Below are 24,508 nucleotides of genomic sequence, written 5' to 3'. Positions count from 1 at the left end.
TAACAATGCCATTGCGAGAGTGGGCGCTGCAGGTTTGTCGGCTGAAAGCCCTTGGGGTGGTGAAGACCCGGCCAAGGCAGACAAAAAAGGCCAGCAGGGGCTCAAGCAATATCAGCAGTTGCGTCAGGAAATTGAGGTTGCCCACTCGACAAGCCTTGCCAAAATTGACCTGGAAGAACGGAACTCACAGGCCAAACTGATCGCCACGGCTAAAGCTGCTGGCGCCAGTCAGGCAGATGTACAACGCGTCATGTCTCTGAATGCCGAGAACTACCAGCGACAACGGTTAGAACTGGCTGAACAGTATGCGCCGGGTCAGGCGACAGTACGTAAGGAGCAGGAAACCAGCAGAGAGCTGAAAGCGTTGTATGACGCACGTTTGCTGACGGAGCGTGATTACCTGATCGCCCGGCATACCCTGCAGCAGGATATGGCCCGCGAGAGGTTAAAGGCAGAGGCTGATGCCATTGCGGCCCCACGGCAAAACATCGCCGGGGATGTTGATCCCTCCGTTCAACTGAGTAACCAACTGGCGCAGCAGCAGGCCCAGTATCAGGCGTACTACCAGCAAGGTTACATTGACAAACAGCGCTATGAGCAGTTGTTGCAGGCGGCAACACAGGAATCAACTGACGCGCAATATCAGCAGGCAATGAAACTTTACGCTGGGCAGAGCCAGGTCAATAAGCTGCAGCTTGGGCTGATTGATACGATGCGGGAACGCTCCACCAACATGCTGACCGGGTTACTTACCGGTACCCAGACCTTCAAAGACAGCATGGTGGGTCTGTTTTCCTCCCTCACGCAATCCATCGTTCAGAACCTGATAGAAATGGCGGCTCAGGCTTTGCTGACCAAAACCATTTTATCTACGTTTATGAGCTTTGGTGGTGGGGCGGCTGGCGGGGGTAATAACCCTGGCACGGTTCCGATGTTCGCCAACGCCAAGGGCGGCGTTTACTCTTCGCCTTCCCTGAGTGCCTACAGCGGCCAGGTGGTAAGCCAACCCACAACGTTTGCGTTTGCCAAAGGTGCCGGCTTGATGGGGGAGGCTGGGCCAGAAGCTATCATGCCGCTTAAGCGTGGTGCGGATGGTTCACTGGGTGTGCGTGCTTTACCGTCTGAATCTTCTCGCTCTGGTGCGACGATCATAGAAGTTAATGCGCCGGTATCGATTACACAGGAGGTTTCATCCGGCGACACTAACAACGCCAATACAGGGAACACGGCCAGGTTGTTACAGTCAATTATCCAAACAACAATTTCAGAACGTCTTAAAAAGGAAATATCGCCCGGTGGGTTACTCTATCGTTAATAATGGTGACGCATGACTATTGATACGTTTAATTGGCCTGTGAGGCTTCAAGCCAGTGAAGATATTAATATTTCAATAATCCAGGTTCAGTTTGGTGATGGTTATAAGCAAGTGGCCAGTTCCGGGCTAAATGCGGCGGTAGAAACATGGTCATTATCCTGTAATGGTGAAAGTAGCAATATTTCAGTTGTGAGAGATTTTTTAAAATCCCATGCTATTCAGTCCTTTTGGTGGACGAATCCGTGGGGTGAGAAAAAACTTTACCGAGTGAAGTCTGATTCTATAAAACCCAAGTTTATTAATGGCATGTTCGTTGATATTACATTTACGTTTGAACAGGCATTTGCACCTTAATAGTGCTGTAACTGTATCACCAAAATAGAGAAGCCACCGAGAGGTGGTTTTTTTGTGGGGGGAATATGAGCTTAACGCAAGACTTGCAGTCTTTGGAGCCCGGCGAGTTAATCCAGTTAATCGAAGTCGATGGTACTGCTTTTGGTATGGATCGTGTCCTGCGATTCCATGCACATAATATTCCGGCTGATGGCTGGGCGTCGTTTGCGGCCGAAAATATGCCATCGATTATCTGGCAGGGGAACGAATACGACCCGCACCCGTATGAGTATAAGGGGGCCGAGTTGACGAGTACCGGCTCACAGCCGACGCCAACGCTGTCGATCGGCAACGTCGGCAACTACGTTACATCGCTATGCCTGGCCTACGACGATATGGTGCAAGCAAAGGTGCGTATCCGTACCACGATGGCGAAGTATCTCGATGCCGCCAACTGGAAAGCAGGCAACCCAGGCGCCATGCCGACTGAAGAACGGGTGCAGCTTTACTACATTAACGCCAAAAAAGCAGAGACGCGTGGTCAGGTTGATTTTGAACTGTGTACCCCTTTCGATATTCAGAATTTGCAATTGCCAACGCGGCAGATCACCCCTGTTTGTACCTGGTGTATGCGTGGCTGGTACCGCACAGGTACGGGTTGCGATTACAACGGAACACGGTATTTCCTGAAAGACGGCACACCGACGGATGACCCTTCAAAGGATGTTTGCGGGGGTCGCATGCGGGACTGTGAAGAGAGGCACGGTAAAGAAAATCCCTTGCCTTACGGTGGTTTCCCCGCAGCAAATTTGCAAGGGAAGTAATCATGCGAAAAAAATTGATGGATGCCATACGGCAACATGTTGGGGCGGAGTATCCCAACGAGGCTTGCGGAGTCATCATTGATACCGGGCGAAACCAGCGTTATATCCCATGCCGCAATATCTCAGAAAAACCTACCGAGAACTTTACGCTTTCGTCTGCTGATTATGCCGTGGCTGAAGAGCAGGGCGAAATCATAATGATTGTGCATTCTCATCCGGATGTCGTACAGCTGATCCCGTCAGAATTTGACCGGATACAGTGCGATCACTCGGGTATTGAGTGGGGGATTATGTCCTGGCCAGACGGTGATTTTTGCACGGTATCACCGCGAGGTGAACGCGAGCTTGTCGGCCGTCAGTGGGTGTTGGGTTATGCCGACTGCTGGACGCTCATCATGGATTATTTCCGCCAGCATCACGGCATCACGTTGAAAAATTACTCTGTGCCGCGTGAATGGTGGCTCGACGGCAAAGAAAAAATCTATGACGACAACTGGCAGGCCGAAGGGTTTATCGAGGTATCGCCCGCGGCTATCCAGCCTGGGGATATGGTCATGATGCAGCTTAGTGCGCCTGTGACCAACCATGCCGCGATCTATCTCGGTGACAATGCCATCTTGCACCACAATTTCGGCAACCTGTCGGCGCGGGTGCCTTATGGAAAATATTATCGGGATCGCACTGTTCGGGTTGTTCGACATAAGGAACTTTTCCATGCGTAAAAAAATCACGCTCAGAGGGGCGATGGGCAAGAAATTTGGCCGGCACCATGAATATGCTGTTGCGGATTTGCGAGAGGCGTTGCGGGCCATGTGCGCCACTATTCCAGGTTTTAAAAAATACATGTCAACAGCCCATCTTGACGGTATTCGGTTCGCCTTTTTCAGCGGTCGCGAAAATATCGGCCTTGATGAATTTGATATGGCAAAAGGTGCGGGTGAATTCGTGATCATGCCCATAATCGAAGGCGCTAAGCGTGGTGGGATGCTGCAAGTCGTCATCGGCGCTGTTGCCCTTGTCGCTGCGTTCTTCACTGCTGGCGCATCGTTGGCTGCGTGGGGGGCCGCAATGTCAGCCGCCACAATTTCAGCGACATCGGTATTAACGGGGATCGGTATCAGCATGATGCTTGGGGGCGTTGTACAACTTCTGACGCCGCAGCCAAGCATGAATATAGGCGCATCCTCCAGTACGGACAATAAGCCTAACTATGCTTTTGGTGCGCCGGTGAATACCGTTGCAATGGGTTACCCCGTACCACTGCTTTATGGCGAACGGGAGATCGGCGGCGCCATTGTCAGTGCCGGCATTTTCTCAAGCGATCAACAGTAACCACGGGTCTAAATGGTTTATGGCTGCCTCTTGGCAGCTTTTTTTATGGGTGAAAAATGAGACTACTTGAAAGGCAAACGGTTATCAGCGGCCGTAAAGGTGGCGGTGGAAGCCCACATACTCCGGTAGAACAACCCGATGACCTGCTGTCGGTTGCCAAGCTGAAAATGGTTATCGCTCTGTCTGAGGGAGAAATTCAAGGTGACCTCACAGCACAGCAGATCTATCTAAACAATACGCCACTTGCCGACGATGCAGGAAACTATAACTTTACCGGCGTTAAATGGGAGTTCCGCAAAGGCACTCAAGATCAAGCGTATATCCAGGGCTTGCCGGAAATAGACAATGAATCGACGGTAGGCATTGAGGTTAAGGCAAGCGCCCCCTGGGTGAGGAACTTCTCAAACCTCACCCTGGATGCTATACGTATTAAACTCAGTCTGCCCATCCAGTATCAGTACAAAGATAATGGGGATATGGTCGGCACTGTCACTGAATACGCGATCGACTTATCAACTGATGGTAGCGCATATCAGAACGTTGTTAATGGTAAGTTTGATGGTAAAACCACGTCAGAGTATCAACGCGATCACCGTATCGATTTGCCAAAATCTACGACGGGCTGGGCTATTCACGTCCGCCGTATTACGCCTGATTCAACTTCGACAAAACTCATCAACGCGTTCAAGGTAGCTTCCTTTGCGGAGGTCATCGACAGCAAGCTGCGTTATCCCAACACCGCATTGTTGTATGTCGAACTCGATTCCAGCCAGTTTAACGGCAGCGTGCCGAAGACAACCTGCAAGCCAAAAGGCAAATTAATCCGCGTGCCGGACAATTACAACCCGGACACAAGGACATACAGTGGGGCGTGGCTCGGTGATTTCAAGCTGGCTTACAGCAACAATCCGGCCTGGATTTTTTACGATTTAGTGTTGGATGAAATTTACGGCATGGGTGGCCGTGTCGATGCCAGCATGATCGACAAATGGCAGCTGTACAGCATCGCTGCATATTGCGATGAAATGGTGTCTAACGGTGCCGGCGGGAAAGAACCGCGTTTTGTTTGCAATGTGTTTATCCAAAATCAGCAGGACGCATACACCGTATTGCGTGACCTCGCGGCGGTATTTCGCGGCATCACATTCTGGGGGAATGACCAGATTTATGTGAATGCCGATGTACCGCAAAATGATGTTGATTATGTCTACCACGTTTCAAACGTCGTTAACGGTGATTTCACCTATGCTGGTGGTTCGTATAAAAACCGGTTTACCTCCTGCAATGTTTCCTACTCGGACCCCATCAATCATTATTCGGATACGATTGAATCCGTATACGATTCAGAGCTTGTGGAACGTTACAACGCGAATCAGATGCAACTGACAGCGATCGGTTGTACTTCGCAAAGTGAGGCGCATCGCAGAGGGCGCTGGGCTATTTTGTCCAATGCCAAAGACGGCTCGATTTCTTTTGGTGTTGGGCTGGATGGATATATCCCGCTGCCGGCAGAAATCATTGGTGTTGCCGACCCTTTCCGTGCGGGAAAAGAGAATGGTGGCCGTATCAGCCGGGTTGCTGGGCTGAAAATTACCGTTGACCGTCCCGCTGACTATGCCGTTGGTGACCGGCTGGTGGTAAACCTGCCCGATGGTACTGCACAGAGTCGTACAATCAGTGCGATCAGCCTGGACAAAAAGACGCTGACCGTTGCAACGGCATACCGGCAAACGCCTGTGGCGGGCGCGGTATGGTGTATCGACAGTGACAAATTGGCTATCCAGTATTTCCGGGTAACGTCAATTTCAGCAAACGATGACGGCACATTCACGATTGCCGGGGTTCAGCATGACCCCAACAAATACCGCTATATCGATGACGGCGTGCGCATCGACCCGCCGCCGATTTCTGTCACACCGCCTAACGTCATGTCGGCGCCGAAGAATATCGTAATCTCCGAAGTTGACCATGTGGCGCAGGGGCTGACGGTCGCATCAATGCAGGTGACCTGGGAGCGTGTGGAGGGCGCTATCGATTACCTGGCCCAGTGGCGTAAGGATAAGGGCGACTGGGTGAACATAGGGCGCACCAGTGCGCAGGGTTTCACTGTTCAGGGGATTTACTCCGGGGTGTACGACGTGCGTGTACGCGCAGTGAATGCGGTCAATGTCTCTTCTCCCTGGGGTTACGCTGATTCAACCACGCTCAGCGGTAAAGTGGGTAAGCCCGGCATGCCGGTTAATCTGATGGCCAGTGATAACGTCGTCTGGGCGATTGATGTTACCTGGGGATTCCCTTCTGGCGCTGGCGATACGGCCTACACCGAGATAGAGCAGGCAACCACCGCAGACGGCCAGAATCCACTGTTGTTGGCCAACGTCCCCTATCCGGGCGTGAGCTACCAGCACGGACCTATGCCGGCAGGCGTACGCCGTTGGTATCGTGCCCGTCTGGTTGACCGTATCGGTAACAAAGGTGATTGGACGCAGTTTGTAGCCGGGATGTCGAACGTTGATGCCGACGAACTCATCGGCTCTGTGGTTGATGATTATTTGAACTCGGAAGACGGAAAGGCGTTGCTTGATCCCCTGAAAACCAGCCCGGAAGCCATTCTGCAGAACGTGCTGGCGGAATACGGTACCGCTAACCAGCAGTGGGCCAACTATGGCGAGAATCGGGCCGGGATCATCCAGGCACAGAAGGTGGCCGCTGACGCTGAAAGCTCGGTTGCGCAGTTGGAAACCGACGTCACCGCCAAGTTCAACGATCAGGAAGCCGCCATACAGGAGAAAATGACGGCCTACGCAGACGCTTCCGGCCCTTCGGCGATTTGGACGTTGAAGACGGGTATCAAGTACAACGGTACGAACTACGATGCTGGCCTGGCGGTTGCTGTGACGGTCAATGGGACGCAGGTCGATACACGCGTAGCTGTTAACGCCAACCAGTTCGTGGTGATCAGCGGTAGCAGCGGCAGCTATTACTCGCCGTTTATTATCAAAGACGGACAGGTACTTATCAGCCAGGCGTTTATCGGCAAGGGCTGGATACAGAACGCGATGATTGGTGATTACATCCAGTCGAATGACTATGTTGCTGGTCGAATGGGATGGCAACTTAATAAAGCAGGCGTTTTTGAAATTAACGGTAGTGGTAGCGGGGGGAGAATGACGATACAAAATAATTCCATTAGGGTTTATGACGGTAATGGAGTGTTACGTGCTGCGATGGGTGAGTATTAGTCTAGGGTGAATTTATGGCTTGGGGGTTTCAAACGTGGGACGCGAGAGGCGTCCCAAACAACACAGGTATTGTTAAGGTTTTTACTATAGGAACTATTAAAGTTGATTTGAACCAAAAGTCAGGGGCTTGGAGTTTTTCTGTTCCTTCAGGATATAAAATAGATTTTATGACCTTACAAGATGGTATAGGGTTCACTCAAGAAAGAAGGGGGCTGCGAGTGCTAAATAATAATACACTCGAGATGTTCGATGCCGCGGGACAATGGTTCAATGGAACGGCACCAGCTTATGCAGGCTGGATAATAGTCTATTTGTTGAGGGTGTAATTATGTCATGGGGGGCAATGTTTGTAGATAGTGACGGCGTGCCTTGGGCTACACCGGATAGTACACCCATGAGTCTTATTGAAAAACGCATATTTAACCGAGAAGGTGCTGGCGTAGATATAATTAAATTAAACTATGATAAGCCGGTGATTATAGGGGTTCATTCAAATAACAATAAAGTTATAGGGGCCATCACTCGAAACACCAATGATGGAGCAACGGCTATACAATCAAGGATGATCACTGGGGACGGGCCTTACAACCTGACGGTTTATATTTTTTCAACACAACTACAGCCAACAGTACCATTTGGGATTAACATATTTAATGCTAGCGGACAGTGCATTCAGACAAATGAGACGAAGGTTATGCCAGCGCCGGTTAGACTTGGTTCTCCAGGGAGTGATGAATCAGGGTACAACGTAAGAACCACTCTTTCTGGCCGATGGGCGGTGATTCCTGCTACCACCGGTTATGTAACTGCGGTAATTCAAACTGGTGGCGGTGGGCGTCCATTTCAGCAGCCCATTACTAGCTTTGCTTCTTTTGATGGTGCAAACACTCAGATATACAGCGGCGCTTGGGATACGCCAGGGGGCGCTGCGACAAACATAACTTATGCCAATACCCGAGATTCAGTTTATGTTATAGATGTATCCGGGTTTTAGTCGTATTAATTAATGACCCAATCAATGTGGCGTAATTGATCGGTGCAAACGATCGTTAACTTCATTTGAGAGTGATATGATACAAAAACACAGCAAGGGAGATAATAAAGGGATGAAAAGGTTAGTCGCTGTATTATTAGTATCAATAGCAATTACGGGTTGCGCCGGAGTCTTGGAAAAGCAAGAGCCTATTTGCTACGGGACTGCGCTTATTGCGGGACAAGAAACGTCAGTTCCTATCTATGGTGTTCGCAAGCAGGTTGAACAGACACAATATAGAGCTGGTGGCCCGTTCGGTTGGCGCTGGGTTGGCAAAAACAACTTTACGCGTACGACCTGCGATAAATAAATGATATGCCCGGTTAAGCACCGGGCATTTTAAGGGTATTAGCTGCGAACTTTGCGATAAATCCACAACACCACAATGGCACCTACGACTGCGACAGCAAAACTGCCAAAGTTGAAGCCATCTACTTTACCGAACCCAAAGAAGGTACTGATCCAGCCGCCAACTACGGCACCTATTACCCCCAAAATGACTGTAACGATAAAGCCGCCACCATCTTTGCCCGGCATAATCCATTTTGCCAAGATGCCTGCGATCAGACCAAAGATAATCCATGAAATAATACCCATAACTCCCTCACTTTTGATTTGAAAGGCTCTAAGAACCACTTAGAGCGGCAGAGCGTAACACAACTGATTCACGATCTGTACCCCGGACACCGCGCCGGGTTTTTTGTTGCCAAAATTCAGGAGAACACCATGCCAGCAGGCACGATTACCTTAAAAAACAACTCAGCAGCGGTTACTGGTACCGGTACTGCGTTCAGCACCGAACTCAAGGCCAACGACTTCATTGTGGTGACAGTGGGTCAGACCGTTTACACCCTCGGGGTTAAGTCGGTGGAATCGAATACAGCGCTTACCCTGGTGCGTAACTTCGACGGTCCATCCGCCGGTGGCCTGGCATGGACACCGATCCCCTATGCGACGATGGTATCAATCACTGCGCAGACACATGCATATACTGCCGAAGCTCTGCGGGGATTGTTGCTGGATAAACGCAACTGGCAGCAGGTATTCAGTGGTACCGGAAACATTACGGTAACGTTACCCGATGGCAGTACATATACCGGCCCAGCCTGGAACAGCATCACATCTGCACTTAATCTCAAGGCTGACAAAACAGAACTGGAAGAAAAGGCAGATAAGACATCTCTTGGAACGGCAGCCTCGAAAAATACAGGTAAAGAATACGGTAATGTTTCCCTCTCCGGATACGGTGGGTTTATTGCACCAGGTGGTGATATTAGAACGAATAATAAAGATATTAATGACCTGTATAATCGGTTTATGGATTCTGGAATGGTCGTTTATCGTAATGATGTGGTGGTTGGTGGAAATTGGCCTCACCCGGTATATTCGCCGTCTTTATTTATTCCAGCTGGTGACACGTTTGCTGCAATATCGTTTCCATACGATGCCCTTGGTGGTGCGATACGAGTTTATGCAGGTAAAAAAGCGCTGGATTGGAATGGAAAGGCTCTGCATACAAGAGCATTGCTTGATTCAGTCAATACAACCATTGATGGGAATGGTTTTATCAAAAAGGCATCGCCGATTGTTAAATTATTCGGTGATGGGTCGTGTGAACTCAACGAACAATCGGCAGGGGTGACAACAGAGCGAGTAAGCGAGGGCGTTTATCGTATCTTCGGTACGCTTGGTTTTAATTCAGATGCTGCATGGAGTGGTTCGGACGGCGGTATCAGTATTCCTAAAGACCGCAACGACCTTCCGCTTGTATGGGTAGATTACGAAGTGGAATCTACCGGTGATTTACTCATTAAGACTTACCACCGAGAACACCTGTCTGCGCCAGTCTTCGCGTGTAATAAAAAATCTGGTTATGAAGACGGCGTGCCGATTGATATTCCTTTGGGGCGCTGGGTAGACCTGCGAGTAGAAGTACCAATTGACGAAATGGAGAAATAAAAATGGTTTTAATCAGTGGTGTTTTAAAAGGGCCTTATGGTGATGCGCGGACAGGCGTAACAATTACGATGCGCTCTCTAAAAACCTCGTCAACGGTGCTTAACCTGGCAAAATCACAATCTGTGACGAATGACAGCGGCCAGTATTCGTTAAATGTGGAACCTGGTGCGTATGAAATTATTATTTCTGTCTATGGTGCTCAGCCTGAGCGGGTAGGTACGATAGAGGTTTATGCGGACTCGCTACCAGGTACACTCAATGACTTCCTGCGGCACCCAGGTGAAAGCGACATCACGCCGGAGATTATTCAAACTGTCGATCGCATGCGTGTAGACGCCGCTGCATCAGCCGATAAATCTGCCGCATCAGCCGCCGCAGCAAAACAGAGCGAAGAAAACTCAGCGGCCACGTTAGCAGCAGCGGTAAAAGAGAGTTCGCGTGCGGTCATCGTCCCTGCAGTAGTCAACGCGATCGGTAACTTTCAGGGATATTTGAAGTTGGCCGCACTGCCGATAACCAACGCAGGCGTGAACGGTGTGCACTTTATTGTTGCAGCGGGGAGGACGTACGGAACCCCTGGTATGGATATAAAGTTTGTTCAGTTCTCGGCACGCAACGCATCGACGACAGCACTCGATAGCAGAGGGTTAAAAGTTGCATCGCTGGGACCGACTGGGCAAGACGTTAAGTTTGGTGCAATTTACAACGCCCAAACAGCGCGGTGGGAGCTATGGATGTTAGGGCCTGCATACAGCATGCCATCGGTATCAATACTTGCAAGCAGCAGCTCAAATGCCATGTCAGGAATTGAATTGCTGAAAGATAATACATGGCAAAAAACCAAACCTGATGGGTTTACTCCCGTCGCAGAAGATAAAATTTATTCTGGTTATAACGTGACGGTAGACGGCAATGGCTTCCTTAAAGCTGCATCACCGATCGCCAGACTGACCGGTGCGCCTGAAAAAATGGCCGATGATTACCTGAACGGATTTACCTTGGCCGGCTACGTTGCCGTGAACAGTGAGGCTGCGGGGGTAACTGCAGAAAGGGTTTCTGTCGGGGTCTACAAAATCACTGGTTCATCAGGTTTCGCTGAGGAAGGCTGGAGCATCGAGGTTCCTCAGGACGTTAACGGTAACCGCCTGTGCTTTGTGGAAACCAGTACCGGCAAGGACGGCACAATCTATGTGAAGGTCAGCAAACGCCGCTTTGACATTGATACAGCCGCGATTGTGGCTGGTGATCCGATGGATATTCCAGACGGTCGCTGGATTGACCTACGGCTTGAAATGCCTGTGCGGGGAGTGGTTGAAGAGCCGATCCCAAATGTGCAGGAACTTCTGACCAATGGGCCGCAAGTTGACCAGGTAGAATTATAAATTTAAAAGCCGGGATGAATGCCGGCTATTTAAAAAGTTTGTAATAATCGTAATCCATCGCAGCCTCAACAGCTTTTCCTTGGGTTGTGAATGGAGTTTCTGATATGAGAGGCCAGCGCCCTTTATGCAGAAAGTAGACCCAGAACTTACCTTCTTCATCTTCACGCAAGGCGAACATGGGAGGGCTGTTGATCGTTGGTGACGGGTACCGGTCGTTTTCTGTCAGAAGGAAAATCTGCCGCCCATTTATTTTAAGGCTGCCCATTGATTTTCTTGGCCTCCTGTAGCGCTGCGAACTTCTCATGAAGCGATTTTGGATACAGCTCTGTATAGACTTGCCAAAGCGTATTAAGATTTTTGTGGCCGGTCACTTGGGCAACTTCTTCAATACTAAATCCTGCCTCAAAAAGCCTACTGGCCCCCTCTCTTCTAAGATCGTGGTATCGCAGGTCTTCTATCCCAAGCTTATCTTTCACCTGTACAAAAGCCACACTGATGGATTTTTCGTTAAATGGGAAAATGAACTTTGATGTTCTTTTCTGCCGCATGACAATTTCCCAAGCTTCTCCCAAGAGAGGGACGCTCATATGGTTTCCTATCTTCTTTCTTGGATCCTTCCTATTTCTTACCAGCACAGACTTTTGAATATGGTCAACATCATCCCACTCTATGCGGCAAATTTCGCCAATACGCATACATGACAGGATAGAAAAATTAAAAATATCCACAAAGGGTATTCTTGAACGAGGGTTTTCCTGCCTTTTTAAAAGCTCTTCAGTGAGAGTCTTGATCTCATTTTTATCAGGCCGGCGGGATCGCCTATTTGATTTCGAGATCAAACCCATATTGGACAGCAGGGGCCTAGCCTCATCGATAGGGTTAGATGTGTAGTCAATGCCATAAATAGGTTTTGCTGCTTTTAATACTGTGCCTAGATAGCTCAAGTCATGTGAAACCGTCGAAGGCGAGGAGCCTGAAGCAACGCGGCTTCTGCAGTGATCGATGATGTCGTTTGCTTGCAGCTTTGAAAGAGTTGATCCACCTATCTCTGACGTGAGTAATTTGTTAAGGATTGACGTTTTATCCTTTCCAGCTTTGCCGCCTGTTTTCGGATCATCGATGTATTTTTGAATGAGTTCAGCAACGGTGATCTTGTCGGCATCACTGGCATTGGGGATACCATTCCTTTCCAATTCGGCTACACGGTTAATCCCCCACGTCTTGGCGTGGGCTTGCTTGGTGAAGGTTCTGTTTTCACGAAACACATAGCGCCCTTTTTCACGCACACCGACTGTGCATCTATACCTGGTTGTGCCGTCTGCCTTGGTTCTTTTTTCGATGCTGTAATAGGCCATAGAGTAACCACTTTGTGGGGTGCTTTGGGGGTGCTGTTAGGGGTGCTGATGATGGGAAAATACATTAAAGCCGATTGTAATGCATTAAAATAAAGCAATTTAATTAGAGCATTACATGTTGATGTGATTGGTTTTTATATAAAAATACTGTATTTACATACAGTTATAAATCCGATGGTACACCGGATAAGCGATGGATAAAACCGCACATATTTCATCTGCAAGCCGGGGTTGTTATGTCACAGTGGTGAGGTAAGCTAGGGGAAACCGAAAAACCTGAAACCGGTTTCTCTTTTACCCTATTCAAGGAGAGTTCATGAAGCAAATCGTTTATGTCGCCAGCCCGGAAAGCCAACAAATTCACGTGTGGCAGTTAAGCGACACGGGGGCGTTAGAACTGCTGCAGAGCGTTGAAGCGCCGGGCCAGGTGCAACCGATGGCGATCCACCCGGACAGAACGCATCTGTACGTGGGTGTGCGTCCGGCTTTCGGTATTGTCAGCTACCGCATTGAGGCGGATGGTACACTGCAACAGGCCGGTATGGCGCCGCTGCCAGGCAGCCCAACCCATATCTCTACCGATTTGCAGGGGCGTTATCTGTTCTCCGCTTCTTACAGCGGCAACTGCGCCAGCGTCAGCCCGATCGGCCATGACGGCGTAGTGGGCGCGCCTATCCAGCAGATCGACGGTTTGACTGCGCCACACTCGGCCAATATCGACCCGACCAATCAATTGTTGCTGGTGCCTTGCCTGAAAGAAGATCGCATCCGCCTGTTTAATCTGGACTTGCAGGGCGAACTGACGCCACACAGCCAGGAAGCCGTAACGACCGCTACCGGTGCCGGTCCGCGTCATATGGCGTTCCACCATAACGACAAATACGCTTACTGCGTGAACGAGCTGGATGGCACGGTAGACGTATTCGCCATCAGCGAAAACGGCGGTAAATATACCCTGGTGCAAACGCTGGACATCATGCCGAGCGATTTCAACGGCACCCGCTGGGCGGCGGATATCCACATCACGCCGAACGGCCGTTTCCTGTACACCAGTGACCGCACCGCCAGCATTCTGACTATTTTCAGCGTGTCCGAGGACGGCAGTAGCCTGTCAGTGGTCGGCTATCATCCGACCGAAGAACAGCCGCGTGGCTTCAATATCGACCACAGCGGTCGCTTTGTGATTTCGTCCGGCCAGAAGTCCGATCATATCGGGGTATACGAGATTGATCAGGCCAGCGGCAAACTGACCACCTTGGCGCGGTATCCCGTAGGGAAAGGGCCGATGTGGGTAAGCGTGTTAGATACCCGTCATACTTGAAGCTGCCTCTGTGTTGGCTGCATTTGCTCACCCCAGTCACTTACTTGAGTAAGCTCCTGGGGACTCACAAACTTGCCGCCTTGATGCAACTCCAATTATTTAGGGTATAGGAAGAGAGTATTACGCACGGTATGGCATGCGGGGGTGTAAACAGGCTTTCGCTACATTATGTTTATTAACGCCAAATCCACTTTTCCGTCGGGGCGGATATACCCGCCCCGAGCCATATCAGCTGTACTTCACCGTCAGCGTGGCACTGCCGAGGCTATGGAAGTGCACGTTAAAACCGACCAGTGCGCCGCTGGAGCCTTCATCCACCTCAATGTTTTCCACGTCCAGCGCATGCACTGTGAAGTGATAGCGGTGGCTTTCGCCCTGTGGTGGGGCCGCGCCGCCGTAACCGGCAGAACCAAAGTCGGTGCGGGTCTGGATAGCACCAGCGGGTAACACCCCTTTGCCGGAGCCTGCGCCAGCGGGCAGTTCGCGCGTCGTCGCCGGGATATTGGCTACCACCCAGTGCCACCAACCGGAGCCGGTCGGGGCATCGGGATCGTAAACCGAAATCACGAAGCTTTTAGTGCCTTCCGGTACGCCATCCCAGGCGAGGTGTGGCGACAGGTTATCGCCGTGATAACCCATGCCGTTAAACACCTGACGCTCCGGCATTTTTGCGCCGTCTTGCAACTCATTGCTGTACAAACGAAAAGTCATGGTGACTCCCTGTTGTCGGTAAAAGCAGAGCCTTAAGCTAGACTGTTTTGCCGGAACAATACAAGTAGCATTGTACCTCGCCAGTCGCCTCACCTATGGGTTACCATAATTAACCGCGAGGCTACATTCGCGAAATCAATCATTCACAGCTCGATATAAAGTAACCATGATTTCATTAAAAAAACGCACGCCGTGGTTTGGCTGGCTGCGCCGCTGGGCCAAGGGCATCAAGCGCGACATTTATGCACTCTGGCTGGCGGCCCGCGACCGGCGCACGCCCTGGTATGCCAAATTGGTCGCTCTGCTGGTCGCGGGCTACGCAGTGTCACCGATAGATCTGATTCCGGACTTTATCCCGGTGCTGGGCTATCTGGACGATGTGATCATCGTGCCTTTGGGCATCATGCTGGCGGTGTGGCTGATCCCCAAACCGCTGATGGCGGAGTTTCGGGAGAAAGCGCAGCGGCGCATTGATAATCCGACCGGCCGTATGGCCGCGGCGATGATTATTTTGCTGTGGGTGGGATGTCTGGTGTGGCTGGCCCGTTATCTGGACCAGCATTGGTGATCGGTTACTGTACCGCGGCCGTCACTGCGGCGGTCAAGCGGCTGAGCTGTTCAGGTTCAATGATGTACGGCGGCATCAAATAAATCAGTTTGCCGAAGGGCCGGATCCACACGCCACGCTCGACAAAGCCGCGCTGTAGCTGCGCCACGTCCACAGACTCTCGCATTTCTACCACACCAATTGCCCCCAGCACCCGCACATCCACCACTTTTGGCAGCGCCTTCAGCGGCAATAACTGCTGTTTCAATTGGTTTTCGATAGCGGCGACCTGCTGCTGCCAGCGGTTTTCTGCCAACAGTGACAGGCTGGCGTTGGCCACAGCGCAGGCCAGCGGGTTACCCATAAAGGTAGGCCCGTGCATAAAGCAGCCTGCCGCGCCGTTACTGATGGTCTCCGCCACGTGACGGGTGGTCAGGGTGGAGGAAAGCGTCATATAGCCGCCGGTCAGCGCTTTGCCCAGGCACAGAATATCCGGCACCACGTCAGCATGCTCACAGGCAAACAGCTTGCCAGTGCGGCCGAAACCGGTGGCGATTTCATCGGCAATCAACAGCACCTGATGGCGGTCACACAGTTCACGCACCCGTTTGAGATAGGTCGGATGGTAGATACGCATGCCACCGGCACCCTGAACCACCGGTTCGAGGATCACTGCCGCCACTTCCCCGGCATGCTGTTCCAGCAGCGCGGCAAACGGCGCGATATCATTTTCATCCCAGGCCTGATCGAAACCGCACTGCGGCGCGGTGGCAAACAGGTGTGGCGCCAGATAACCCTGATACAGGCTGTGCATTGAGTTGTCCGGGTCACACACCGACATCGCACCGAAGGTATCGCCATGATAGCCGTGGCGCAGGGTCAAAATGCGTTGCCGCCGTTCCCCGCGCGCCTGCCAGTATTGCAGCGCCATTTTCAGCGACACCTCCACCGCCACCGAGCCGGAATCTGCCAGGAACACGCATTGCAGCGCCTCCGGCGTCATGGCCACCAGGCTGCGGCACAGGGCAATAGCCGCAGGATGGGTAATGCCGCCGAACATCACGTGCGACATTTTTTCCAGCTGTTGTGTGGCAGCCAGGTTCAGCTGCGGGTGGTTATAGCCGTGAATGGCTGCCCACCAGGAAGACATCCCATCAACCAGACGTCGGCCATCGGCCAACTGCAGCTCAACGCCGCTGGCGGCCTCTACCGGGTAACAGGGCAGTGGGTGACTCATTGAAGTGTAAGGGTGCCAGATATGGCGCTGGTCGAATTCAAGGTCGGAGGCAGTGACAGACATACTTGTAAACCAAATGGTGTGCGTAATGGTTGACAGTATATCCACAATATCTAAACTGACGACACTTTTTTCATTTTTGGAGACGCCGTGATGGCCGATCGCATTCACTGGACAGTGGGTCTTGCCCAGACCCTGTTTGATAAACCCCTGCTTGAGCTGTTGTTTGAAGCCCAGACGGTTCATCGCCAGCACTTTGACCCGCGTCAGGTGCAGGTGAGCACGCTGTTATCAATCAAGACCGGCGCCTGTCCGGAAGACTGCAAGTACTGTCCGCAAAGTTCGCGCTACAAAACCGGCCTGGAGTCGGAGCGGCTGATGCAGGTGGATCAGGTGCTGGAATCGGCGCGTAAGGCCAAGGCGAATGGGTCGACCCGTTTCTGTATGGGAGCGGCGTGGAAAAACCCGCACGAGCGCGATATGCCTTACCTGCAGCAGATGGTGCAAGGGGTGAAGGCGATGGGCATGGAAACCTGCATGACGCTGGGCACGCTGGACGGTACGCAGGCGGAACGGCTGGCGGATGCCGGGCTGGATTACTACAACCATAACCTGGACACCTCGCCGGAATTCTACGGCAACATCATCACCACCCGCAGCTATCAGGAACGTCTGGACACCCTGGGCAAGGTGCGTGGCGCGGGCATTAAAGTCTGTTCCGGCGGTATTGTCGGGCTGGGTGAAACCGTGCGTGACCGCGCGGGGCTGCTGGTGCAGTTGGCCAATTTGCCGACGCCGCCGGAGAGCGTGCCGATCAACATGTTGGTGAAGGTCAAGGGAACACCGTTGGCGGATAACGAAGACGTCGACCCGTTTGATTTCATCCGCACCATTGCGGTGGCACGCATCATGATGCCAGCCTCTTACGTGCGTCTTTCTGCCGGTCGTGAGCAGATGAACGAGCAGACTCAGGCGATGTGCTTTATGGCCGGTGCCAACTCCATCTTCTATGGCTGCAAGCTGCTGACGACGCCAAACCCGGAAGAAGACAAAGACCTGCAACTGTTCCGCAAACTGGGCCTGAACCCGCAGCAGACCGAAACCGAGCACGGCGACAATCAGCAGCAACAGGCGCTGGCTGCACAGCTGATGCAGGCCGATACCGCTGAGTTTTACAACGCGGCGCTGTAATGAGCTGGCAACAACGTATTGAACAGGCGCTGGAGGAGCGGCAACAGAGCGCCGCTTACCGCCGTCGTCAGGTGAATCAGGGCGGTAATGGCCGCCATATTCAGCTTAACAACGAGCATTACCTGAATTTCTCCGGCAATGACTATCTGGGCCTGAGCCAGGATACGCGGGTGATCGCCGCTTGGCAGCAGGGCGCACAGCAGTATGGTGTCGGCAGCGGCGGCTCTGGCCATGTTACCGGCTTTTGTAGCGCACATCAGGCGCTGGAACAGCAATTGGCTGACTGGCTGGGCTACCCGCGTGCGCTGCTGTTTATCTCCGGCTATGCCGCCAATCAGGCGCTGCTGGCAGCTCTGATGCAGGCCGAGGATCGCATTTTAGCCGACCGGCTTAGCCATGCCTCTTTGCTGGAGGCCGCCGCCCACTCCCCGGCTCTGCTGCGCCGTTTTCGCCATAATCAGCCGCAGTCGCTGGCGGGCCTGTTGACAAAACCCTGCACTGGCCAGATGTTGGCGGTGACCGAAGGGGTATTCAGCATGGACGGCGACAGTGCGCCACTGGCGGAACTGCACCGCTTAACCCGTGAGGCCGGTGCCTGGCTGATGGTTGATGACGCGCATGGAATCGGCGTTCATGGTGAACAGGGGCGCGGCAGTTGCTGGCAGCAGGGCGTACGGCCCGAACTGCTGGTGGTCACCTTTGGCAAAGCCTTTGGCCTCAGCGGTGCGGCGGTGCTGTGCGATGAGTCCACGGCCGAATATCTGCTGCAGTTTGCCCGCCATCTGATTTACAGCACCGCGATGCCACCGGCGCAGGCCTGCGCATTGCAGGCGGCGTTGCATTGCATCCAACAGGGCGACGAATTGCGTGCCCGGCTGCAGGATAATATTCAGCGTTTCCGCCAGGGGGCTGCCCAGCTGTCGCTCACCCTGACGGAGTCGGTTACCGCCATACAGCCTTTGCTGGTGGGTGATAACCAACGAGCGCTCGATCTGGCGCAAAGCCTGCGCGAACAGGGTTTGTGGGTGAGTGCTATCCGCCCGCCAACGGTGCCCCCGGGCGGGGCGCGTCTGCGCATTACCCTGACGGCGGCACATCAGCCGCAGGATATCGATCGTCTGCTGGAGGTATTGCATGACGTCAGCATTTGAATCAGTCAATAAGCAAGCGGTAGCCTCGGCCTTTAGCCGGGCGGCAGGCAGCTATGACGCGGCAGCGGTGCTGCAACGTGATGTTGGTGAGCGCTTGCTGGGGATCGGGCTGGCACACCGGGGCGAGCAACTGCTCGATGCAGGCTGTGGCACTGGTCATTTTAGTCGCCGCTGGCGCGAACTCGGCAAGCAGGTCACGGCGCTCGATCTGGCGCCGGGCATGCTGGCCTTCGCCCGCCAGCAGCAGGCGGCGGATCATTACCTGCTGGGGGATATTGAAAATATCCCCTTACCCGACGCCGCCGTGGATATCTGTTTCAGCAGCCTGGTGGTGCAATGGTGCAGTGATTTACCACGCGCCCTGGCGGAGCTCTATCGGGTCACCCGGCCCGGCGGTGTGATTTTGTTTTCTACCCTGGTGCAAGGATCGCTGGGCGAACTGGGCGATGCCTGGCAGCAGGTAGACGGCGAACGCCATGTGAACGATTTTTTGCCACTGGAACAAATTGGCGCAGCCTGCGCCGGTTACCGTCACGGTCTGCAGGCGGAGTGGCAGACCCTGAATTACCCGGACGTGATGGCGTTGATGCGATCGCTCAAGGGGATCGGCGCGACCCATTTGCATCAGGGGCGCGAGGCAGGGCTGCTATCCCGTCGTCGGCTCGCCGCTTTACAGGCGGCCTATCCCTGCAATCGCGGGCAGTTCCCGCTCAGTTATCATCTGGTTTATGGAGTGATTTATCGTGATTAAGCGTTGGTTTGTCACCGGCACCGATACCGAAGTGGGCAAAACCGTGGCCAGCAGCGCCTTGTTGCAGGCCGCTAATCTGGCGGGTTACCGCACCGCCGGTTACAAACCGGTGGCTTCCGGCAGTGAAATGACCGCCGAGGGGCTGCGTAACGGTGATGCGCTGGCGTTGCAGGCAAACAGCGCGGTGGCGCTGAACTACCAGCAAGTAAACCCTTACGTTTTCGCCGAACCGACCTCACCGCACATTGTCAGCGCCGACGAAGGGCGGCCAATCGAACTGGCGCAGCTTTCCGCCGGGTTACGCCATTTGGAACAGCGTGCCGACTGGGTGTTGATCGAGGGGGCAGGAGGCTGGTTTACGCCGCTTTCCGAGCAGCATACCTTTGCCGATTGGGTGCAGCAGGAGCAACTGCCGGTGATTTTGGTGGTGGGCATAAAACTGGGGTGTATTAACCATGCGCTGCTGACCGCGCAGGCGATCCAGCAGGCGGGGTTGTCGCTGGTGGGCTGGGTCGCTAACGACGTCAGTGCGCCGGGCCGTCGCCATCAGGAATATCTGACCACGCTGCGCCGCATGCTGCCCGCGCCATGGCTGGGAGAGATCCCCCATCTGGCCGAGCCCGAACGGCAGGCTTTGGGGCACTATCTGGATTTGAGCGTTTTATAACAGTTGTCTTTGAACCCAAGATACCTAAGCCTGGCGTCCCTCGGTGCGCTCTCCCTAATAACGGGCTTTGTCAGCAGTCTGAACTGGGGAAGTCTTTTCCCCAGTTCACGGCCTCACACTGCCAGATAGGCATTAATCAACTCCTCGTCCAACTGTTCCAGCGTTCCATCGGCTACGCTGCGCCCCTGATCCATCAGGCAGAAACGGTCCGCCACGCGACGGACAAACGGCAGCTTGTGCTCCACCAGCAGGATAGTCATGCCCAGCTCGCGGTTAAGTTTGCGGATCACGTTGCCGATATCGGCAGCGATGGTGGGCTGCACGCCGCTGGTGGGTTCATCGAGGATCAGCAATTCCGGCTCCAGTACCAGGGCGCGACCAATCGCCAGTTGCTGCTGTTCACCGTCGCCTAAATCGCCGGCCCGGCGACCGCGCATTTCCTGCAGGTTGGGGAACAGGCTGTAAATCAAGGGGGGAATGCGGCGGGTTCTGTCGCGGCCGGCCATTAGCGCCACCTGTAAGTTTTCCTCCACGCTGAGTTGCGAAAAGATTTGTCGTCCTTGCGGTACGTAGCTGATCCCCAGAGCCGTGCGGCTTTCCACCGGCTGCTGGAGCAGGCTTTGCGGCGGCTCGTCTGCCAACTGCCAGGTCATGCTGCCACTGACCACCGGTAAATGGCCCATAATGCAGTTCACCAGCGTGGTCTTGCCCACGCCGTTACGGCCGATAAGTACCGTGCACTGGCCGCGTGGCAGCTCCAGATTGATGTCCCACAGGGTATGGGTTTGCCCGTAAAACTGATTCACTGACCTTAAACTCAACATCCGGCATTCTCCTCAAAGACCTGTATTCCACTCGTGGATGTACGCCTGTCGGGCGTTGGCGTAACGCGGTTTTATTTAACAAACCGCATCGATCTCACCTGGCGGTGCCCAATAGCGACCGGTGCAGGTACGGCAATCGAACCTCTACTTCCCTGTGTTATCCACTCCTTACTGCAGTTTCCGCATTAGCGGTTTCTTTCCCGAGTGTTGTAATGTCCAGAACAAAATGCTGAATGGCTACCTTTAACGAGGTAGTTTTGGTTCAGCTAAAACCTGTAGTACTTAGGTGAAAATGGCCGTTACTGTGAGTTTTTTAGCGCCATCTCGTCTTTATCCGGCAAATGTCAGGCGTTTTACATCTGTATGGCCCTTAACTGAAAGCGGATAATTCTGCCATTACAGACCGGATATTTATCCCGACTGAGCTTTTGGCGTAAAAGGGTAATGCAACCCTTGGGCCAACTTTATTAAACCGTTAAAAAAGGGGATTGTTATTGTCTTGTTAACGTTTTTCCGGGGCAGGACGGGCCTGGCTGGCCGAGTGAAAATAAGGGGGAAAGTTAACGCGGACGATTTTTGCACTCTTCCAGTGCTGCGAAGAAAAGTTATGGTGCAAACTATTTCGCCGGTTGTAGCAAGATGCAACAGATGATGGCAACAATGAGATAAATCCGTTTTTGGCAATGGGGCTTTTTAGCATTAATCGGCATAACCAAAGCGATATTATTGTGAAAAAATAACTAAAAAACCCCTCTTGGCGAACAGAAACGGCAAAAAGCGTTCTTTCTGCAACTCCCGGCCGGGGCGGGGCGGTGAGAGTTATCCACTATTCCTGTGGATAACCTTGTGCATTAGATTTAGAAAACCGGTTTAAAGCGAGAGCGGACGCGGCTTCTGTTCGCTTTGTCCGCAATCTCGTCTTTTTTATAAAGTTATTAATTATCAATAAATTAACTAAAATCAAGCGGCTGATGTATTGAGGAAGTATCTATGTATGATTTTTAGCCGCAGTGCTATCAATAAGTTAATTCGTGACGGATTTTGGGGATAAATCTGTTATTGACAATAAAAATGTCACGCGGCTGTAACCCTGACGGTGCATTCGGCCTGGTTTGGCGCACGCTAAAGCAACGAATCGCTTGAAGCTGGTTTTATATCCAGTATCATAGCGACTGGCGAAAATCGCCGGGGCTTTCCATAATTAGAGGCCATTCATCGAGCATTAGCTCTATGGCCGCCTGAGCGCGCACATCTCCACAGGGTAGCCGAGTCCATGAGTAAAGTTTTCAAACTGCATTCCGATTTCAAACCGGCCGGCGATCAGCCGCAAGCCATCAGCAAGCTGGAAGAGGGCCTGGAAAACGGTCTGGCACACCAGACGTTGTTGGGCGTTACCGGTTCGGGCAAGACATTTACCGTCGCCAATGTGATCGCCGATCTGAACCGGCCGACCATGGTGCTGGCACCTAACAAAACGCTGGCGGCGCAGCTGTACGGCGAGATGAAAGAGTTCTTTCCCGAGAATGCGGTCGAGTATTTTGTTTCTTACTACGACTACTATCAGCCGGAAGCCTACGTCCCCAGTTCCGACACCTTTATTGAAAAAGACGCCTCGGTGAATGAACACATCGAGCAGATGCGCCTTTCCGCGACTAAAGCGCTGCTGGAACGCCGCGATGTGATCGTGGTGGCGTCGGTGTCGGCGATTTACGGCCTGGGCGATCCCGATCTCTATCTGAAGATGATGCTGCACCTGACCAAGGGGATGATCATCGATCAGCGTTCGATCCTGCGTCGTTTGGCGGAGCTGCAATATGCCCGCAACGATCAGGCCTTCCAGCGCGCGACCTTCCGCGTGCGCGGTGAGGTGATTGACATCTTCCCGGCGGAGTCGGACGAACTGGCGCTGCGCATCGAGCTGTTTGATGAAGAAGTCGAGCGGCTTTCGCTGTTTGATCCTTTGACCGGCCAGATCGAACAGGTGGTCCAGCGCTTTACCATTTACCCGAAGTCGCACTACGTGACGCCGCGTGAGCGGATCCTACAGGCGATGGAAGAGATCAAGGTGGATCTGGCCGAGCGGCGCAAGGTGTTGCTGGCCAACAACAAGCTGCTGGAAGAGCAGCGCCTGACGCAACGTACCCAGTTTGATCTGGAGATGATGAACGAGTTGGGTTACTGCTCCGGCATTGAAAACTACTCGCGCTATCTGTCCGGGCGTGGGGAGGGCGAGCCCCCTCCGACGCTGTTTGATTATTTACCGGCGGATGGCCTGCTGGTGGTCGATGAATCTCACGTGACCATTCCGCAAATCGGCGGCATGTACAAGGGCGACCGTTCGCGCAAAGAGACGCTGGTGGAATACGGTTTCCGCCTGCCGTCAGCGCTGGACAACCGCCCGATGCGCTTTGAAGAGTTCGAAGCGCTGGCGCCGCAGACCATTTATGTGTCCGCCACGCCGGGCAAATATGAGCTGGAGAAGTCCGGCGACGATATTATCGATCAGGTGGTGCGGCCTACCGGCCTGCTGGATCCGCAAATAGAAGTGCGGCCGGTGACCACCCAGGTGGATGACCTGCTGTCCGAAATCCGCAAGCGGGTGGCGGTCAACGAGCGCGTGCTGGTCACCACCCTGACCAAACGTATGGCGGAAGACCTGACCGAATACCTGGAAGAGCACGGCGAGCGTGTGCGCTATCTGCATTCGGACATCGATACCGTGGAACGGGTCGAAATCATTCGTGACCTGCGTCTGGGCGAGTTTGACGTGTTGGTGGGCATCAACCTGTTACGTGAGGGGTTGGACATGCCTGAGGTGTCGCTGGTGGCGATCCTGGACGCGGATAAAGAAGGCTTCCTGCGTTCCGAACGTTCGTTAATTCAGACCATCGGTCGCGCAGCGCGTAACCTCAACGGTAAAGCGATCCTTTACGGTGACAGAATTACCGACTCGATGGCCAGGGCGATTAGCGAGACCGAACGGCGCCGCGCCAAACAGCAGGCGTTCAACGAAGAAAATGGCATTGTGCCGCAGGGCCTGAACAAGAAAATTTCCGATATTCTGCAGTTGGGCAAACCGGGTAACCGTGGCAAGGGTCGAGGCAAGGGCAAGGCGGCAGAAAACGCGGCACAGTACCAACACCTCACGCCAAAAGCGCTGGATCAAAAAATCCGCGAGCTGGAAGCGCAGATGTATACCCACGCCCAGAACCTGGAGTTCGAGCAGGCGGCGGGCTTGCGCGATGAGATCCACCAGTTGCGTGAGCAGTTTATCGCGATTTCATGACCGGTTGGCACGCCGCAGAGTGCGGCGCTGCCAAACATAAAATCCTT

23 protein-coding genes are annotated in these 24,508 nt (G+C 53.1%); 17 read left to right on the top strand and 6 right to left on the bottom strand.

The genetic code is table 11. The features are described 5' to 3' along the window. The 8 genes from OC597_RS03740 to cor form a co-directional block, all read left to right on the top strand. On the top strand, positions 1-1,315 hold a 1,315-nt coding region (locus OC597_RS03740), incomplete at its 5' end, for a phage tail tape measure protein (protein ID WP_510181746.1). A gap of 12 nt (positions 1,316-1,327) precedes the next feature. Next, entirely contained in the window at positions 1,328-1,669 is a 342-nt protein-coding gene (locus OC597_RS03735; protein WP_262207516.1) for a phage tail protein, read from the top strand. A gap of 65 nt (positions 1,670-1,734) precedes the next feature. After that, on the top strand, positions 1,735-2,472 hold the full coding sequence (locus OC597_RS03730) for a phage minor tail protein L (RefSeq protein WP_262207515.1): 738 nt from the start codon (positions 1,735-1,737) through the stop codon (positions 2,470-2,472). 2 nt (positions 2,473-2,474) lie between these two features. Then, positions 2,475-3,194, top strand: coding sequence for a C40 family peptidase (locus tag OC597_RS03725; RefSeq protein ID WP_262207514.1), 720 nt, complete (start codon positions 2,475-2,477; stop codon positions 3,192-3,194). Beyond that, positions 3,187-3,804, top strand: coding sequence for a tail assembly protein (locus OC597_RS03720; protein ID WP_262207512.1), 618 nt, complete (start codon positions 3,187-3,189; stop codon positions 3,802-3,804). The genes OC597_RS03725 and OC597_RS03720 overlap by 8 nt, the downstream gene beginning before the upstream one ends. Positions 3,805-3,860: 56 nt before the next feature. Beyond that, positions 3,861-7,046: a TipJ family phage tail tip protein gene (locus OC597_RS03715; RefSeq protein WP_262207510.1), complete on the top strand. Its 3,186-nt coding sequence runs from the start codon at positions 3,861-3,863 to the stop codon at positions 7,044-7,046. A gap of 394 nt (positions 7,047-7,440) precedes the next feature. Next, a complete protein-coding gene (locus tag OC597_RS03710) occupies positions 7,441-8,040 on the top strand; it encodes a hypothetical protein (protein ID WP_262207509.1) in 600 nt (199 codons plus the stop codon). 112 nt (positions 8,041-8,152) lie between these two features. After that, on the top strand, positions 8,153-8,389 hold the full coding sequence (gene cor / locus OC597_RS03705) for a phage exclusion lipoprotein Cor (protein ID WP_262207553.1): 237 nt from the start codon (positions 8,153-8,155) through the stop codon (positions 8,387-8,389). A 38-nt stretch (positions 8,390-8,427) separates the two neighbouring features. On the opposite strand, the gene OC597_RS03700 is transcribed toward cor, so the two are convergent. Beyond that, on the bottom strand, positions 8,428-8,676 hold the full coding sequence (locus OC597_RS03700) for a GlsB/YeaQ/YmgE family stress response membrane protein (protein ID WP_101453153.1): 249 nt from the start codon (positions 8,674-8,676) through the stop codon (positions 8,428-8,430). Positions 8,677-8,805: 129 nt separating this feature from the next. Between OC597_RS03700 and OC597_RS03695 the strand changes: the two genes are divergently transcribed. After that, the gene (locus OC597_RS03695) at positions 8,806-10,038 is read left to right on the top strand and encodes a phage tail fiber protein (RefSeq protein WP_262207507.1); all 1,233 of its coding nucleotides are present in this window, start codon (positions 8,806-8,808) and stop codon (positions 10,036-10,038) included. 2 nt (positions 10,039-10,040) lie between these two features. Continuing rightward, positions 10,041-11,420, top strand: a complete 1,380-nt coding sequence (locus tag OC597_RS03690) for a phage tail fiber protein (RefSeq protein ID WP_262207505.1) — start codon at positions 10,041-10,043, stop codon at positions 11,418-11,420. Between the two features lie 25 nt (positions 11,421-11,445). Here the strand turns inward: OC597_RS03690 and OC597_RS03685 are convergent, their stop codons facing one another. Beyond that, the gene (locus tag OC597_RS03685) at positions 11,446-11,685 is read right to left on the bottom strand and encodes a hypothetical protein (protein WP_020828199.1); all 240 of its coding nucleotides are present in this window, start codon (positions 11,683-11,685) and stop codon (positions 11,446-11,448) included. Next, a complete protein-coding gene (locus tag OC597_RS03680; protein WP_062790417.1) occupies positions 11,672-12,775 on the bottom strand; it encodes a tyrosine-type recombinase/integrase in 1,104 nt (367 codons plus the stop codon). The genes OC597_RS03685 and OC597_RS03680 overlap by 14 nt, the downstream gene beginning before the upstream one ends. Positions 12,776-13,091: 316 nt before the next feature. On the opposite strand from OC597_RS03680, the gene pgl reads away from it, so the two are divergent. Continuing rightward, positions 13,092-14,096: a 6-phosphogluconolactonase gene (gene pgl, locus OC597_RS03675; RefSeq protein ID WP_262207499.1), complete on the top strand. Its 1,005-nt coding sequence runs from the start codon at positions 13,092-13,094 to the stop codon at positions 14,094-14,096. A gap of 228 nt (positions 14,097-14,324) precedes the next feature. On the opposite strand, the gene OC597_RS03670 is transcribed toward pgl, so the two are convergent. Beyond that, entirely contained in the window at positions 14,325-14,807 is a 483-nt protein-coding gene (locus tag OC597_RS03670) for a kinase inhibitor (RefSeq protein ID WP_262207497.1), read from the bottom strand. A 166-nt stretch (positions 14,808-14,973) separates the two neighbouring features. Here OC597_RS03670 and OC597_RS03665 point away from each other — a divergent pair, with 166 nt between their 5' ends. Further along, complete coding sequence (locus OC597_RS03665; protein WP_261251850.1) at positions 14,974-15,375, top strand: YkvA family protein; 402 nt, start codon at positions 14,974-14,976, stop codon at positions 15,373-15,375. 4 nt (positions 15,376-15,379) lie between these two features. Here the strand turns inward: OC597_RS03665 and bioA are convergent, their stop codons facing one another. Then, on the bottom strand, positions 15,380-16,654 hold the full coding sequence (gene bioA / locus OC597_RS03660) for an adenosylmethionine--8-amino-7-oxononanoate transaminase (RefSeq protein ID WP_262207495.1): 1,275 nt from the start codon (positions 16,652-16,654) through the stop codon (positions 15,380-15,382). A 90-nt stretch (positions 16,655-16,744) separates the two neighbouring features. Between bioA and bioB the strand changes: the two genes are divergently transcribed. From bioB to bioD, 4 genes are read left to right on the top strand one after another with little or no spacing between them, the layout of a single operon-like run. After that, positions 16,745-17,782 (top strand): biotin synthase BioB, encoded by a 1,038-nt coding sequence (bioB, locus tag OC597_RS03655; protein ID WP_261283895.1) that lies wholly within the window; start codon positions 16,745-16,747, stop codon positions 17,780-17,782. Further along, positions 17,782-18,933 carry an 8-amino-7-oxononanoate synthase gene (gene bioF / locus OC597_RS03650; protein WP_262207491.1) on the top strand — a complete coding sequence of 384 codons (1,152 nt, stop codon included), beginning with the start codon at positions 17,782-17,784 and terminating at the stop codon, positions 18,931-18,933. Before bioB ends, bioF begins: the two co-directional genes overlap by 1 nt. Continuing rightward, positions 18,917-19,684, top strand: coding sequence for a malonyl-ACP O-methyltransferase BioC (gene bioC, locus OC597_RS03645; RefSeq protein WP_262207489.1), 768 nt, complete (start codon positions 18,917-18,919; stop codon positions 19,682-19,684). The genes bioF and bioC overlap by 17 nt, the downstream gene beginning before the upstream one ends. Then, positions 19,677-20,351, top strand: coding sequence for a dethiobiotin synthase (gene bioD, locus OC597_RS03640; RefSeq protein WP_262207487.1), 675 nt, complete (start codon positions 19,677-19,679; stop codon positions 20,349-20,351). Before bioC ends, bioD begins: the two co-directional genes overlap by 8 nt. A 113-nt stretch (positions 20,352-20,464) precedes the next feature. Here the strand turns inward: bioD and OC597_RS03635 are convergent, their stop codons facing one another. Beyond that, complete coding sequence (locus tag OC597_RS03635; RefSeq protein WP_262207486.1) at positions 20,465-21,175, bottom strand: ATP-binding cassette domain-containing protein; 711 nt, start codon at positions 21,173-21,175, stop codon at positions 20,465-20,467. Between the two features lie 1,273 nt (positions 21,176-22,448). Here OC597_RS03635 and uvrB point away from each other — a divergent pair. Next, entirely contained in the window at positions 22,449-24,461 is a 2,013-nt protein-coding gene (gene uvrB, locus OC597_RS03630; RefSeq protein WP_261251857.1) for an excinuclease ABC subunit UvrB, read from the top strand. Positions 24,462-24,508: the final 47 nt, after the last annotated feature.

The sequence above is a fragment of the Serratia proteamaculans genome (assembly GCF_946227095.1).
GTDB lineage: Bacteria > Pseudomonadota > Gammaproteobacteria > Enterobacterales > Enterobacteriaceae > Serratia > Serratia proteamaculans_E.
The sequence above is the reverse complement of the archived record's forward strand: the minus strand, read 5'-3'. Positions and strand labels throughout refer to the sequence as shown.

Coding starts and splice junctions, on each gene's coding strand:
- OC597_RS03735 (WP_262207516.1), top strand. CDS start 1,328: ATGACTATTGATACGTTTAATTGGCCTGTGAGGCTTCAAGCCAGTGAA.
- OC597_RS03730 (WP_262207515.1), top strand. CDS start 1,735: ATGAGCTTAACGCAAGACTTGCAGTCTTTGGAGCCCGGCGAGTTAATC.
- OC597_RS03725 (WP_262207514.1), top strand. CDS start 2,475: ATGCGAAAAAAATTGATGGATGCCATACGGCAACATGTTGGGGCGGAG.
- OC597_RS03720 (WP_262207512.1), top strand. CDS start 3,187: ATGCGTAAAAAAATCACGCTCAGAGGGGCGATGGGCAAGAAATTTGGC.
- OC597_RS03715 (WP_262207510.1), top strand. CDS start 3,861: ATGAGACTACTTGAAAGGCAAACGGTTATCAGCGGCCGTAAAGGTGGC.
- OC597_RS03710 (WP_262207509.1), top strand. CDS start 7,441: ATGAGTCTTATTGAAAAACGCATATTTAACCGAGAAGGTGCTGGCGTA.
- cor (WP_262207553.1), top strand. CDS start 8,153: ATGAAAAGGTTAGTCGCTGTATTATTAGTATCAATAGCAATTACGGGT.
- OC597_RS03700 (WP_101453153.1), bottom strand. CDS start 8,676: ATGGGTATTATTTCATGGATTATCTTTGGTCTGATCGCAGGCATCTTG.
- OC597_RS03695 (WP_262207507.1), top strand. CDS start 8,806: ATGCCAGCAGGCACGATTACCTTAAAAAACAACTCAGCAGCGGTTACT.
- OC597_RS03690 (WP_262207505.1), top strand. CDS start 10,041: ATGGTTTTAATCAGTGGTGTTTTAAAAGGGCCTTATGGTGATGCGCGG.
- OC597_RS03685 (WP_020828199.1), bottom strand. CDS start 11,685: ATGGGCAGCCTTAAAATAAATGGGCGGCAGATTTTCCTTCTGACAGAA.
- OC597_RS03680 (WP_062790417.1), bottom strand. CDS start 12,775: ATGGCCTATTACAGCATCGAAAAAAGAACCAAGGCAGACGGCACAACC.
- pgl (WP_262207499.1), top strand. CDS start 13,092: ATGAAGCAAATCGTTTATGTCGCCAGCCCGGAAAGCCAACAAATTCAC.
- OC597_RS03670 (WP_262207497.1), bottom strand. CDS start 14,807: ATGACTTTTCGTTTGTACAGCAATGAGTTGCAAGACGGCGCAAAAATG.
- OC597_RS03665 (WP_261251850.1), top strand. CDS start 14,974: ATGATTTCATTAAAAAAACGCACGCCGTGGTTTGGCTGGCTGCGCCGC.
- bioA (WP_262207495.1), bottom strand. CDS start 16,654: ATGTCTGTCACTGCCTCCGACCTTGAATTCGACCAGCGCCATATCTGG.
- bioB (WP_261283895.1), top strand. CDS start 16,745: ATGGCCGATCGCATTCACTGGACAGTGGGTCTTGCCCAGACCCTGTTT.
- bioF (WP_262207491.1), top strand. CDS start 17,782: ATGAGCTGGCAACAACGTATTGAACAGGCGCTGGAGGAGCGGCAACAG.
- bioC (WP_262207489.1), top strand. CDS start 18,917: ATGACGTCAGCATTTGAATCAGTCAATAAGCAAGCGGTAGCCTCGGCC.
- OC597_RS03635 (WP_262207486.1), bottom strand. CDS start 21,175: ATGTTGAGTTTAAGGTCAGTGAATCAGTTTTACGGGCAAACCCATACC.
- uvrB (WP_261251857.1), top strand. CDS start 22,449: ATGAGTAAAGTTTTCAAACTGCATTCCGATTTCAAACCGGCCGGCGAT.